Source organism: Agrobacterium sp. 22-221-1 (assembly GCF_053522445.1).
In genome coordinates this window covers 175,784-188,975 of sequence record NZ_JBNWCL010000002.1, presented here as the reverse complement: position 1 = coordinate 188,975, position 13,192 = coordinate 175,784, and the positions used below count along the sequence as shown (strand labels likewise).

The following is a 13,192-nucleotide window of genomic DNA, read 5'->3' as shown; positions in this document are numbered from 1 at the left end:
AAGCCTCCCTTGGCAATTATGCCGGATGCGGTCCGGCCAGTCTCCTGTTTGAATACCAGATGATTGCGCGCTGCAACACGATGAAGATGAAAAGCAGCACACCGATGACGATTTTCGTCCACCAGGAGGAAAGAGTCCCGTCAAAAACGATGTAGGTCTGGATCAAGCCCTGGATCAGAAGGCCGATGAAGGTTCCTGCCACCAGCCCCGTGCCGCCGGTCAAAAGCGTGCCGCCAATGACGACGGCGGCGATGGCGTCGAGCTCCACCCCCACCGTCGCCAGCGAATAACCCGACGAGGTGTAGAGCGTATAGACGATGCCGGCGAGGCCCGACAGGAAACCGGAAAGCGCATAGATGCCGATGGTCGTCGCCCCGATCGGCACGCCCATCAACTCGGCCGATTGCGGGTTGCCACCGAGCGCATAGACATTGGCGCCAAAGCGGGTGCGGCTGGCGATCAGCATGCCGGCAGCAAAGACGAGAAGCATCAGCATGGCCAGCGCCGTCAGCCTGCCGCCGCCGGGAAAGCGGTAATAGAAGCCCTGTATCGCATCGATGAAGGGATGCGAGATCGGCACGGACTGGGTGGAGATGAGGTAAGCCGCGCCGCGCGCCAGAAACATGCCCGCCAGCGTCACCACGAAGGGCGGGATGGCGAGGAAGCGGATCATCGCCCCCATCAGGCAGCCGAACAATGTCGAGACAACCAGCACGATGGCGAAGGCGAGCAGCGGGTGGATGTTATAGGTGCCGACCATGACCGCCACGAAGACGCTGGTAAAGGCGATGACCGAACCGATGGACAGATCGATGCCGCCAGACAGGATGACGAAGGTCATGCCGACGGCCGCGATGCCGAGAAAGGCGTTGTCAGTCAGAAGATTGCCGATCACCCGCGTCGACAGGATCGCCGGATATTGCAGCACGCAGAGGAGATAGGCGATGACGAAGATCGTCAGTGTGGTGAGGAAGGGCAGGTTGCGGCTGTGGATCATCGCGCGGTTCCTTCCTTGGTCATGCCATTGGCGGCGGCCGGTTTGACGTGTGGCTTGGGCGCTTTCACGAAGCCAAGCACCGTCATGATTGCCGGCGATTGCAGCGTCAGCACCACCATGATGATGCCGGCCTTGATGATGAGGTTGAATTCCGGCGGAAAGCCCGAGACGAGAATGCCGGTATTGATGGTCTGGATGATGAGCGCGCCGATCAGCGAGGCGGTGATGGAGAAGCGCCCGCCATTCAGCGAGGTGCCGCCGATGACCACGGCGAGGATGGCGTCCAGTTCCAGCCACAGCCCGGCATTATTGGCATCCGCGCCGCGTATATCGGCGGTGACGATCATGCCGGCGATGGCTGCGCAGAGGCCGGAAACGGCATAGACGAAGAACAGCAGGAAGCGCGCCCGCACACCGGCGAGAGCTGCGGCGCGACGATTGATGCCGGTCGCCTCGATCAGGAAACCGAGCGCGCTCTTGCGCACCAGCAGGCCGATCACCAGCGCGGCCGCCACCCAGATGATGACGGGCAGTGGAATGCCTGCGAACGAGCCGGAGCCGATGGCGGAAAAGCTGTCATTGTTGAAGGTGAGAATGACACCTTCGGTAATGAGCTGGGCGATGCCGCGCCCCGCCACCATCAGGATCAGCGTGGCAATGATCGGCTGTATGTCGAGAAGGGCGACCAACACGCCGTTCCAGAGGCCGCAGGCGATGCCGACGGCAAGCGAAATGACGATGACCGAAGGAATGGAATGGCCGTTGCTGATGAGCGTGGCCGCGACCGCGCCGCAGATGGCGATGACTGCGCCGATGGAAAGATCGATGCCCTTGGTGGCGATGACCAGCGTCATGCCGATGGTCAAAAGCGCCACGGGTGCGGCGCGCACGAGAATATCCACCAGACTGCCATAGAGCCGGCCGTTCTGGAAGGAGACATGCAGGAAACCCGGCGAAAGGATTGTAATCGCTGCCAGAATGATGAATAGCGCGGCAAGCTGGGGAGCAAGCCTTTTGAAGCGTCGTGTCACAGCCGCCATCACGCCGCCTCCGTTTTCGCCGCATCGGCAATCGCCCGCATGATGTTGTCGGCGGTCACTTCGCCGCCCTTCAACTCGCTGACATGGCGGCGGTCGGAGAGCACGACCACACGATGGGCGACGGCGGTAAGCTCTTCCAGCTCGGAGGAGATGACGACGAGCGACATGCCTTCGCTGCAGAGTTTTTCGATCATTTTCAGGATTTCCGCATGCGCGCCGATATCGATGCCGCGTGTCGGCTCGTCGAGGATCAGCAGCCGGGGGTGGGTGGCGAGCCAGCGCGCCAGAATGGCCTTCTGCTGGTTGCCGCCGGACAGGAATTTGATCGGTCGGTTGGGGTCGGCCGGGCGGATATCGAGCGACTTGATGAAGCTTTCGGCCAGTTCCGCCTTCTGCCGGCGCGAGAGTGGCCGTGCCCAGCCCTGCCGCGCCTGAAGCGCCAGCGCGATATTATCGGTGACGGAAAAGTCGCCGATGATGCCGTCCGTCTTGCGCTCTTCCGGACAGAAGCCGAACCCGGCCGAGATGGCGGCTTCAGGAGACGAAATTGCCGCCGTCTTTCCGTCGATTGTCGCCGTGCCGGTATCGGGCCGGTCGATGCCGAACAGCAGGAAGGCGGTTTCGGTTCGGCCGGAGCCAAGGAGACCGGCGACGCCGACGATTTCTCCCGGCCGGATGCCGAGATCGAAGGGCGCGATGCTGCCGCGTTTGCCGTAACCTTCGAAACGGATCGGCGGCTCACCCTCGGCAACCGTATCTTCGGTCGCCTGATGGTCATGGGTAATGTGCTGAAGCTCGCGACCGAGCATCATCGAAATGAGTTCGGACCTCGGCAAGCTGCCGATGTCGCGGGTGCCGACGAGGCGGCCATTGCGCAGCACCGTCACCCGGTCGGCGATATCATAGACCTGGTTGAGGAAGTGGGTGATGATGACGATGCCGATGCCGCGGGCGCGCAGGTTTTTCAAAACCCCGAACAGCATCTCGACCTCATGGGCGTCAAGGCTGGCAGTCGGCTCGTCCAGCACCAGCACCTTGCCGGAAAGATCGACGGCGCGGGCAATGGCGATGATTTGCCGGATGGCGACGGAATAACTGGAGAGAAGCGCGTTGACGTCGATGGAAAGCCCGTATTGCGCAAGCAGCGCCTGCGAATTCTTCTGCATCGTGCTGCGGTCGATCAGCCCGAAGCGGCGCGGCTGGCGCCCAAGAAACAGGTTTTCGGCAACCGTCAGGTTTTCGAGAAGATTCACCTCCTGATAGACCGTGCCGATGCCAAGCGCCTGCGCCTCGCCCACATTGGCGGGCGAAATCTCGCTGCCCTCCAGAAAGATCGAGCCGCTGTCGCGGTGATAAACGCCGGTCAGGATTTTGATGAGCGTCGATTTACCCGCGCCGTTTTCGCCGAGCAGGGCATGGATTTCACCATGCCCAAGCGAAAAATCGACGCCATCGAGCGCCGTGATCCCCAGAAAGGATTTGCCGATGGCGCGTGCTTCCAGAAGTGGTGCCGTTTCGGACATTGAGCAGGTTCCGCATGAAAAATGCCATGATGGAGCGGCACGAACGACGCGCCGCTCCTTCCGAAGAATGGGGTATCAGTAACCCAGACCCTTCTTCGCCTCGTAGACCTTCATCGGGTCGTCGGACGCCGTGTAGAGCTTGGATTCGGTCTGAATCCATTTCGGCGGGGCCTTCTTGTCCTTCAGATAGGCTTCGAGCGCGTCGAAGGCGGGGCCGGCCATGTCAGGCGTCAGTTCGACGGTGGCGTTGGCTTCGCCAGCCGCCATGGCCTTGAAGATATCAGGCACGGCATCGATGGAAACGACCTTGATGTCGGTTCCGGGTTTCAGGCCGGCTTCCTTGATCGCCTGGATCGCGCCGACGGCCATGTCGTCATTATGAGCGTAGACCGCACAGATATCCTTGCCGCCGCCTTCGGCCTTGATGAAGCTTTCCATCACTTCCTTGCCCTTGGTGCGGGTGAAGTCACCCGTCTGCGAGCGCGCGATCTTGATGTTCTTGTGCGAGGCAATCGCCTCTTCGAAGCCCTTCTTGCGGTTGATGGCGGGCGAAGAGCCGGTCGTGCCCTGCAATTCAACGACCTTGCAGTCCTTGGAACCGACATCCTTGACCAGCCAGTCGCCGGCAACCTTGCCTTCATGAACCTGATCGGAGGTCACGGCGGTGAGGTAAAGATCGTCCGAAGCCTCGATCTGGCGGTCGAGCAGGATGACAGGGATTTTTTCTTCCTTGGCTTCCTTCAGCACGGCGTCCCAGCCGGTTGCGACGACCGGAGCGATCAGGATCGCATCGACGCCCTGCGCGATGAAGCCGCGAACGGCCTTGATCTGGTTTTCCTGCTTCTGCTGTGCGTCGGCGAATTTAAGCGTGACGCCGCGCTTCTCCGCCTGCTGCTTGGTGACGGTGGTTTCAGCCGCGCGCCAGCCGGATTCCGAACCGATCTGCGAGAAGCCGACGGTAAGCGATTGTGCGGAAACACTGGATGCAAGGCATGCGGAAACGGCGACAGTGAATGCCGCAAGAGCTTTTCTCATCTTATCCTCCCAGAGATGATGTCAGCGTGACGGCGACACTATGAGCATATAGTAATACTCTTGAAAAGTGGTTTTTTAGCCTTTTCGCAATTTGGCTTTCGCGAGTTACTGCGAAATTTTGTCATAAAATACGATGAATCAATGGTTTGTGCGGAAATAAATTGCACTGTTTCCCTGTCTGGATGCGCCGAAAATGGCCCGTGATGTGGCTTGACAGCCAATGATGGCATCTAATAGTAATACAAATAAAGAGATCAGACTGAGGCGGAGTGCCGGGCCATCGGGCCAGACGCATTCCGGCAAGGCAGGGAGGAAGAGGACGTTGCGCGACACCGGTATCATCGTAAATGCCGAAAAATATTCGGCTAAAGCCGAAGAACAGCTCCAAATCACTCGTCTGGGGCTGCTCTGTCGGTTATGCGTGATCTCCGAAAGCTGATTCCATTTTCCTTGCGCACAACATAAGCTTGTCGCATTTCGTAATATTTTACCGTTGGCCACTTCCGGCTGGAGACCGCATCATGACTACATCCGACAATCTTCCCGCAACCCAGGGCAAGGGAGGCAAGCTTCGCTCGCGCGCGTGGTTCGACAATCCCGCCAACGCGGATATGACCGCGCTTTATCTCGAGCGTTACATGAACTTCGGCCTGAGCCAGGCCGAGCTTCAGTCCGACCGCCCGATCATCGGCATTGCGCAGACCGGTTCGGACCTTTCGCCCTGCAACCGCCACCATCTGGAACTGGCGAACCGCCTGCGCGAAGGCATCCGTGAAGCGGGCGGCATCGCCATCGAATTCCCGGTGCATCCGATCCAGGAAACCGGCAAGCGCCCGACCGCCGGTCTCGACCGTAACCTTGCCTATCTCGGCCTCGTGGAAGTGCTTTATGGCTATCCGCTCGATGGCGTCGTTCTGACCATCGGCTGCGACAAGACCACGCCTGCCTGTCTTATGGCGGCGGCCACCGTCAACATTCCGGCCATCGCCCTTTCCGTAGGCCCCATGCTGAACGGCTGGTTCCGTGGCGAACGCACCGGTTCCGGCACCATCGTCTGGAAGGCGCGCGAATTGCTGGCGAAGGGCGAGATCGATTACCAGGGCTTTGTCAAGCTCGTCGCCTCGTCGGCTCCCTCCACCGGTTATTGCAACACCATGGGCACGGCGACGACCATGAACTCGCTTGCCGAAGCGCTCGGTATGCAGCTTCCGGGCTCCGCCGCCATTCCGGCGCCTTACCGCGACCGTCAGGAAGTCTCCTACCTGACCGGCCTGCGCATCGTCGAAATGGTCAAGGAAGATCTGAAGCCTTCCGATATCATGACCAAGGATGCCTTCATCAACGCCATCCGCGTCAATTCGGCGATTGGCGGCTCCACCAATGCGCCGATCCATCTGAACGGCCTCGCACGCCACGTCGGCGTCGAGTTGACGGTGGATGACTGGCAGACCTATGGCGAAGACGTGCCGCTGCTCGTCAACCTGCAGCCGGCCGGCGAATATCTCGGCGAGGATTATTACCATGCCGGCGGTGTTCCCGCTGTCGTCAATCAGCTGATGAATCAGGGACTGATCATGGAAGATGCCATGACCGTCAACGGCAAGACCATCGGCGAAAACTGCCGTGGCGCGATCATCGAGGACGAGAAGGTCATCCGCCCCTATGAACAGCCGCTCAAGGAGCGCGCCGGCTTCCGCGTTCTGCGCGGTAACCTGTTCTCCTCCGCCATCATGAAGACCAGCGTGATTTCGGAAGAGTTCCGCAACCGTTACCTCTCCAACCCGAACGACCCGGAGGCCTTCGAAGGCCGCGCCGTAGTGTTCGACGGTCCGGAGGACTACCATCACCGCATCGACGATCCGTCGCTGAAGATCGACGCCAATACCATCCTTTTCATGCGCGGCGCAGGCCCCATCGGTTATCCGGGTGCGGCGGAAGTGGTGAACATGCGCGCGCCGGATTATCTCCTGAAGGAAGGCGTCAATTCGCTGCCCTGCATCGGCGATGGTCGCCAGTCCGGCACTTCGGGCAGCCCGTCCATCCTCAACGCTTCGCCCGAAGCGGCGGCTGGCGGCGGTCTCGCCATTCTGCAGACGGGTGATCGCGTCCGCATCGATGTGGGCCGCGGCAAGGCGGATATCCTGATTTCCGGCGAGGAACTGGCCAAGCGTTACGAGGCGCTGTCGGCTGAGGGCGGTTACAAGTTCCCCGACCACCAGACGCCATGGCAGGAAATCCAGCGCGGTATCGTCAGCCAGATGGAAACCGGCGCGGTTCTGGAACCGGCCGTGAAGTATCAGCGCATCGCCCAGACCAAGGGCCTGCCGCGCGACAACCACTAAGGTCAGGTAGTTTCGGCCGACCGCTTTTTAATCGGCCCCGGGGTAAAACCCGGGGCCGAAACATTTTGAATACCGTGCTTCGCAACCGCGTAAACCGTGCGGGCGGCCGAAGAGCGCGATAGCATCATTGCTTACCTGCCTACTTCCCCGATGGGGCTGGCGGCTTTCCCAGATATGGCAGGAAGAACATGTAAAGCCCGCTGAAAACAAGCAAAGTCAGCGGAATCAGCGGAGCATAGACGATCATCGGTGGCGTCGGGCCGAAGGCCATCGAAGCGAAGTTCGCCAGAATGGTGACGGTCAGCAGAATGCCCAGCCACCGATGGCCCTGCCTTATCCAGTTTTGCAAGATCAAAGTCGCCCCCAAGAAAAAACATCCATGATGGAATGTGACACATCGGCGCTTCAGCGGGCCTGAACGAGCTTCCAGCCATTGCCGGAAGGATCGCGGAAGCTCGCATCCACCGAGCCGTAGCGGGCGATCGGTTCCTGGGTGAATTCGACGCCGCGTTTGTGCATGGCGTCAAAGGCTTTCTGGCAATCCTCGACCACCAGAACCAGTGGCGGCATGGCGCCTTTGGCCACGGCTTCATTCAGATCCTGCGCCGTCGCCTCGTCAACGGTCGGGGCCTGCGGCCGAAACAGACCCAGCTGGAAATCCGGCTGGTCCGGGTGCTGCACGGTCAACCAACGATAATCGCCGTTGCGTGCGTCCGTATGCAGACGAAATCCGACTTTTTCGACATAAAATTGCAGCGCTTCGTCCTGGTCATGGACATAAAGCCCGACAAGTTGAACACCATTTTTCATGAGCTATCTCCCTTTCACTCACCGTGCCTATCGCTTTCCGTTCGCCGGCGCTTCTCCGAAACTGCGATTGTGAGATGGGGACGATGCGCGGCGCTGACGAAGCAATGGGGAACCTGCTCAAGGTCGGCAGGCAAAAACCGCATTCTGCGCCGCAATTCACTCGGGTTTTCCCCCGTCACGTCGCGGAAAACACGGCCGAACGTGCCGATGCTGTTCCAGCCGGTTTGCAGCGCGATGTCGATGACCGGAAGATCCGTGTCACGCAACAGCGCCACGGCGCGCTCCACCCGGCGGGTCAGCAGATAACGGTGAGGAGGTATGCCGAAAGCATCGCGAAACGATCTCGCGAAGTGCGCCTGCGAGGCGCCGCTGACGCTTGCAAGACGTGAAACAGGCCACGCCTCATGGGGCGCCGCGTCCATATGATCCTTGGCCCGCAGAAGGCGGCGCAACAGTTGCAAGTCTCTGTTCGCAGAGTTCTTTTCATTTCCGGACCGGCGCATGCGGCAATCATTGAATGAACCCGCGGTCCTTGGCAAGGTTCATGCCTACAAGCCGCTGTGAATGGCTCAGATCACCGGGTAAAGCGACCAGAAGAACAGTTCATATTCCTGATCGCGATCGTCGTCGTGCGACTCGTCGTCGGGTCTGCGCGGCGTTTTGTCCTGAAACTCGGTCTCCACCCGCTCATTAACGACGGGCATCCTTCGGCCGATGCCAAAGAGGTCAAAGGAGAGCATGTTGAACCCTGCTACCATGGCCATTTCCCTTCTTCACGCGAGTTAACGTAGCGTTAAGTTTCGCGCGTTGCCACGATTTCGTCAAGATTGGCCGAGGAATTTGTCTACCATTTTTAACAACAATGTCGTGACTGACATTCCAACGCTGCCGGATTTGGCGCAATGAACGTTTATTAGCGGCGTTAAACGCCGTTCGCAGGGGCGTCAGAATAGGCTTTTTCAGTCGCTTCCAGTGCGGAATCGGTATCTGCGGCATGGCCGAGGCTCTTCAGGGCGCTGGAGAAGGCCGCGATATTGGCTTTCACCGCCTCCGGATGCGCCCTCCGACCGGTGTGATTGAGCCTTATCAGCCGTTCCGCGCCGGGGCCGACACCGGCGGAAAGATCTGCGCCCTGCTTTTGGGATGCAGCGGCGAGGAACGCTCCGGCTTCCACGGTATCCGGCAGGATCGCCGTGGAAACGAGGGCGGAGGCGTGTGCCTCTTCCACCCAGGTCGGGATACCGAGCGCCCTGATGCCGTTCCGGGTGGCCGCCGCCGCCCTTTCATGGCGTTCATTGGCGGATGCCAGACCTTCCGCCTCTATCCTGTCAAGGGCGGCCTCCAGCGCGTAGAATTCCAGCGGAGCGGGCGTTCCGGGCAGTGCGCCGCGGCCGGCATCGAGCCAGAGTTTCTTCTGGTCCAGAAGCGAGAGCATGGAGTTTGCCGGCGCACTACCATGGGAAAGTAGCTCCCACGCTTTTTCGCTGACGGAAATGGCGGAAACCCCGGCCGGGCCGGCCAACGCCTTTTGCGGGCCGATGACGGCGATATCGATGCCCAGCCGGTCGACCTCGAAGGCATGGCCGCCGATGGAGGCGACGGCATCGACAAGGGTCACTATGCCCCTTTGCCGAGCGAGCGCGGCAATGGCGGGCAGGGGGTTGAGAATGCCGCTTGCCGATTCCGCATGGACGATGGCGAGAAGATCGAAGCCCGGACCCTCGTTCAGCGCCCGCTCCACCTCCTCCAGCGTGACCGGCTTTGCCGGGCTGGCGGTCAGGTTGCGCACCGTCGCGCCGCCTCTCGCGAGCCAGTCGCCGAACCATGCGCCATAGGGGCTGGTGACAATGTTGAGCGCTCTAAGACCCGGTCGGGCAAGGCTCGTCGCCGCCGCCTCAAGCGCCAGCACGGCTTCCGCCTGTATGAGAAGGACGTCGTTCCCCGTGCCCATCAAGGCTGCCAGCCGGTCAGAAAGAATGGCGTAACGCTCCGCGGGAAAAGCGGATGGGTCGAGCAGCAATGCATAATCCGGAACGGGCATGTCTTTTCCTTACGTGGCGATGGTCAGGCGCGGTGCGGCGTCGATCAGGGTTCTGGCGGTCGAGGATTGCGGCGCCGAGACGATATTTCCCGTCCTGCCGATTTCAACGATCCGCCCCGCTTCCATGATGGCGACGCGGTGGCAGACGGCCCGGATGACCGCGAGATCATGGGAAACGAAAATACAGGAAACGGCCGTCTCCCGCTGTATTTCCACCAGCAGTTCGAGGATTTGCCGGCGAACGGAAACATCGAGCGCGGATACGGCTTCGTCCAGAATGAGAAGCGACGGTTTAAGCGCAATGGCCCGTGCAATCGCGACACGCTGCCTTTGGCCGCCGGAAAGCTCGAAGACCGAGCGGCCGGCATAACTGGCGGGCAGGCCCACGCGTTCGAGAAGGCGGCGTATTTCCGCCGCACGCTCGCGCCTTTTGACCATGCGATGGATGCGTAACGGTTCGTCAATGGCATCCTCGACGCTGGCGCGCGGATTGAAGGCGCCATGCGTGTCCTGAAACACCATCTGCATGTGCCGGCGGGCGGCGCGAAGCTTGCCGTCGTCAAGCGCCAGCCAGTCACGGCCTTTGAAATGGATCGTGCCTTCGTCGGCCGGGATCAGCCGCATCAGAATGCGCGCCAGCGTCGATTTCCCGCAGCCGGAGGGACCGGCAAGCCCCAGGGTCTCGCCGGGCTGAAGCGAAAAGGAGATGTCGGAAAGCGCCGCCACCGTTCTTGCGCCGGTGCGATAGGTTTTCGACAGTCCGTCGACACTCAGAAGGGCTTCGTTCATGACGCGGCCTCGCTGATGAGCGGCGGAGTGGAGAGATCGAGATAATCGGCAAGCAGCACACGCGTATAGTCATGGGCGGGTGTGGAAAGCACCCGCCGCGTCGGGCCGTGTTCCACCAGCAGCCCCGCGCGTAGAATCGCGATCTCGTCGGCAAGGCTGGAGGCAAGGCCGATATCATGGGTGATGAACACCAGCGTTTTGTTTTCCTGCCGCACCAGATCGTCCAGCAGCGTGGCGATGGCGGCCTGACTGACCGTATCGAGCGCGCTCGTGGCCTCGTCGGCAATCAGGATCGAAGGACTGGCGGCAATGGCGGCGGCAATCGCCACGCGCTGCCTCTGGCCGCCGGAAAGTTGGTGCGGATAGGCGGTGAGCAGATGGGAAGGATGCGGCAGCCGCACCCGGTCCAGAAGATCGCGGGCAAGATCGCGCGCTTGCCTCCATGACAGGCCGAGATGCCGCACGGCGCCTTCCGCCACCTGTTCTCCGATGGTGAGAACCGGGTTCAGCGTCGCGCCGGTATCCTGAAAGATCGTGCCGATATCGCGTCCGGGCTGTGGCCTGCCGTGAAACAGGCCGCTATCGCGGCTCCAGGAAATATCGCCGGAAACCCGCGCATTGCCAGGAAGAAGCCCGGCAATGGCTCTGCCGAGCGTGGATTTTCCCGAACCGCTTTCGCCGATGATCGCCAGCCTCTGCCCCTGCCGGATCGTCAGCGAGACATTCTGCAAGGCCGGTGCATCGCCCGCGGTATAAAAAACGCTGAGATCGTCGATCCGGCACAGCGCATTTCCGCTCATGGCGCTTGCCTCCTCGTCGCCATCGCCCTGTTGATGCCTTCTGCGAGAAGATAAACGCCGAGAACGGTGACCAGAAGGCCGATGCCGGGGATGACGGACAAAAACGCGGCCGAGCGCAGGACGTTGCGTCCTTCGGCGATCATCGAACCCCAGGTGACGATATTGGGATCGCCAAGCCCGAGGAAGGACAGTGCCGCTTCGGTGAGGATGGCTGCCGCGACGATGATGGCGGCGAGCGCCAGAACCGGCGGCAGGGCATTCGGTAAAATCTGCCGGAAGGCGATTTCCAGCGGATGCATGCCGATGGCGCGGGCAGATTGCACGTAGTCGCGCTCGCGGATGCTCAACACCTGCGCCCGCATCAGCCGCGCCGGATCCGCCCATGCGCCGAGCGCAATGGCGAGAATGACGATGGGCATTGAGGGGCCGATGGTGCTGACGAAGGCGAGCGCGAGCAGGAAATTCGGCACGATCTGGAAGGCGTCGGTGACGCGCATCAATGCTTCGTCCACGAGACCGCCGGCAAAACCGGCAATGGTGCCGATGACGGTGCCGATCACCAATGCGGCGGCAGCAGCGCCCATGCCGACGAGCAGGGAGGCCTGCGCGCCATGGGCAAGCTCGGCCAGCACATTGCGGCCCAGCCGGTCGGTGCCCAGCGGCAGGGCGGCATCCGTAAAGGGCGCAATCAGCGGCTCGCCGACAATGGCCAGCGGGTCTCCCGGAAAGAGGAGGGGGGCGGCAAGCGCTGTCATGGCAAGCAGCACCAGAATGATGGTGCCAGTGGCGCCTTCGAAACTGCGCAGCAGCCGGAGAGCGAAACTCATGCCTGTCGCTCCCCGCTGCCGATGCGCGGATCGAGAACGGCATAGACAATATCGACGGCGAGATTGACGAGGATGACGAAGACGGCGCTTGTCAGAATAATGCCCATCAAAAGCGGCGTGTCGCGGCCGCTGACCGCCTCCTGCGCTAGCCGGCCGAAACCGGGAATCGCGAAGACGCTTTCGATCACCACGCTGCCGCCCAGCATGGTTGCGGCCTGCAGGCCAAGCACGGTGACAAGCGGAAGAGCGGCATTGCGCGCGACATGGCGCAGCACGATCCGTCTCCTGGAAAGTCCCTTGGATTGAGCAAAAAGCACGAAGTCCAGCGGCCAGACTGCCGCCATGGCAGTGCGCATGACGCGCAGGAACAGCGCGAGATAAATGAGGCCGAGGCTGGCGACCGGCAGCACGAGATGGCGGGCAATATCGAGCGCCCTTGCAAATCCCTGCTTGCCCGAGGCGATGGTTTCAATGCCTGAGGTGGGCAGCCATTTGAGTTGAACGGCAAAGACGACGGCCAGCACGAGGCCGAGCCAGAAGCCGGGCGTGGCGTAAAGCGCCAGCGAAAGCGTTGAAAGCAGGCGATCAGTCAGCCCCCCGGGACGCGCGCCGGCCACGATGCCAAGCCCGGTGCCGAGGATGAAGGCGAATGCGGTGGCGCTGCCCATCAGGAGAAGCGTGTTCGGCAGTCGCTCGAGGATCAGCCCCAGCACCGGCCGGTCGAAGGCAAGCGACCAGCCGAGATCGAGCCGCAGCACCGAGCTGGCATAGAGCCAGAAACGGGCCAGCACCGAACCGTTCAGGCCATATTGCTCGCGCAACACATCCCGCAGCCCGGCATCGCCGCCGCCGATGGAGACGAGATAGGCGTCTACCGCGTCTCCGGATGCATTTTCAAGCAGTACGAAAGTGAAGATGAGAACGATCAGCAGCACCGGAATGGCGCTGACTGCCCTTCGCTTCAGCAATGTTACTGCACGCTTCACGA

The 13,192-nt window shown here is 61.3% G+C and carries 14 protein-coding genes; 1 reads left to right on the top strand and 13 read right to left on the bottom strand.

The window, feature by feature from the left end; genetic code table 11:
* Window positions 1–16: 16 nt before the first annotated feature.
* The 4 genes from yjfF to ytfQ form a co-directional block, all read right to left on the bottom strand.
* Window positions 17–997: a galactofuranose ABC transporter, permease protein YjfF gene (gene yjfF / locus ACQZ5N_RS04410; protein WP_080854620.1), complete on the bottom strand. Its 981-nt coding sequence runs from the start codon at window positions 995–997 to the stop codon at window positions 17–19.
* The gene (locus tag ACQZ5N_RS04405) at window positions 994–2,037 is read right to left on the bottom strand and encodes an ABC transporter permease (RefSeq protein ID WP_448732212.1); all 1,044 of its coding nucleotides are present in this window, start codon (window positions 2,035–2,037) and stop codon (window positions 994–996) included. Before ACQZ5N_RS04405 ends, yjfF begins: the two co-directional genes overlap by 4 nt.
* Entirely contained in the window at window positions 2,037–3,560 is a 1,524-nt protein-coding gene (locus tag ACQZ5N_RS04400) for a sugar ABC transporter ATP-binding protein (protein ID WP_448732211.1), read from the bottom strand. Before ACQZ5N_RS04400 ends, ACQZ5N_RS04405 begins: the two co-directional genes overlap by 1 nt.
* Window positions 3,561–3,635: 75 nt before the next feature.
* Window positions 3,636–4,595 (bottom strand): galactofuranose ABC transporter, galactofuranose-binding protein YtfQ, encoded by a 960-nt coding sequence (ytfQ, locus tag ACQZ5N_RS04395; protein WP_020809449.1) that lies wholly within the window; start codon window positions 4,593–4,595, stop codon window positions 3,636–3,638.
* A 521-nt stretch (window positions 4,596–5,116) separates the two neighbouring features.
* Between ytfQ and ACQZ5N_RS04390 the strand changes: the two genes are divergently transcribed.
* Entirely contained in the window at window positions 5,117–6,937 is a 1,821-nt protein-coding gene (locus tag ACQZ5N_RS04390) for an IlvD/Edd family dehydratase (RefSeq protein WP_065655500.1), read from the top strand.
* Window positions 6,938–7,076: 139 nt separating this feature from the next.
* On the opposite strand, the gene ACQZ5N_RS04385 is transcribed toward ACQZ5N_RS04390, so the two are convergent.
* The 9 genes from ACQZ5N_RS04385 to ACQZ5N_RS04345 form a co-directional block, all read right to left on the bottom strand.
* Window positions 7,077–7,286 carry a hypothetical protein gene (locus tag ACQZ5N_RS04385; RefSeq protein ID WP_448732370.1) on the bottom strand — a complete coding sequence of 70 codons (210 nt, stop codon included), beginning with the start codon at window positions 7,284–7,286 and terminating at the stop codon, window positions 7,077–7,079.
* Window positions 7,287–7,342: 56 nt separating this feature from the next.
* Window positions 7,343–7,747 carry a VOC family protein gene (locus ACQZ5N_RS04380; protein ID WP_003523747.1) on the bottom strand — a complete coding sequence of 135 codons (405 nt, stop codon included), beginning with the start codon at window positions 7,745–7,747 and terminating at the stop codon, window positions 7,343–7,345.
* A 14-nt stretch (window positions 7,748–7,761) separates the two neighbouring features.
* A complete protein-coding gene (locus ACQZ5N_RS04375; protein WP_448732210.1) occupies window positions 7,762–8,250 on the bottom strand; it encodes a helix-turn-helix domain-containing protein in 489 nt (162 codons plus the stop codon).
* Between the two features lie 66 nt (window positions 8,251–8,316).
* Window positions 8,317–8,511: a hypothetical protein gene (locus ACQZ5N_RS04370; protein ID WP_003523745.1), complete on the bottom strand. Its 195-nt coding sequence runs from the start codon at window positions 8,509–8,511 to the stop codon at window positions 8,317–8,319.
* A gap of 158 nt (window positions 8,512–8,669) precedes the next feature.
* Entirely contained in the window at window positions 8,670–9,788 is a 1,119-nt protein-coding gene (locus tag ACQZ5N_RS04365) for a pyridoxal-phosphate-dependent aminotransferase family protein (RefSeq protein ID WP_448732209.1), read from the bottom strand.
* A 9-nt stretch (window positions 9,789–9,797) separates the two neighbouring features.
* Window positions 9,798–10,577 carry an ABC transporter ATP-binding protein gene (locus ACQZ5N_RS04360; RefSeq protein ID WP_448732208.1) on the bottom strand — a complete coding sequence of 260 codons (780 nt, stop codon included), beginning with the start codon at window positions 10,575–10,577 and terminating at the stop codon, window positions 9,798–9,800.
* Window positions 10,574–11,377 carry an ABC transporter ATP-binding protein gene (locus ACQZ5N_RS04355; protein WP_448732207.1) on the bottom strand — a complete coding sequence of 268 codons (804 nt, stop codon included), beginning with the start codon at window positions 11,375–11,377 and terminating at the stop codon, window positions 10,574–10,576. Before ACQZ5N_RS04355 ends, ACQZ5N_RS04360 begins: the two co-directional genes overlap by 4 nt.
* Window positions 11,374–12,204, bottom strand: a complete 831-nt coding sequence (locus tag ACQZ5N_RS04350; protein WP_448732206.1) for an ABC transporter permease — start codon at window positions 12,202–12,204, stop codon at window positions 11,374–11,376. The genes ACQZ5N_RS04355 and ACQZ5N_RS04350 overlap by 4 nt, the downstream gene beginning before the upstream one ends.
* The gene (locus tag ACQZ5N_RS04345; protein ID WP_448732205.1) at window positions 12,201–13,190 is read right to left on the bottom strand and encodes an ABC transporter permease; all 990 of its coding nucleotides are present in this window, start codon (window positions 13,188–13,190) and stop codon (window positions 12,201–12,203) included. Before ACQZ5N_RS04345 ends, ACQZ5N_RS04350 begins: the two co-directional genes overlap by 4 nt.
* Between the last annotated feature and the right edge of the window lie 2 nt (window positions 13,191–13,192).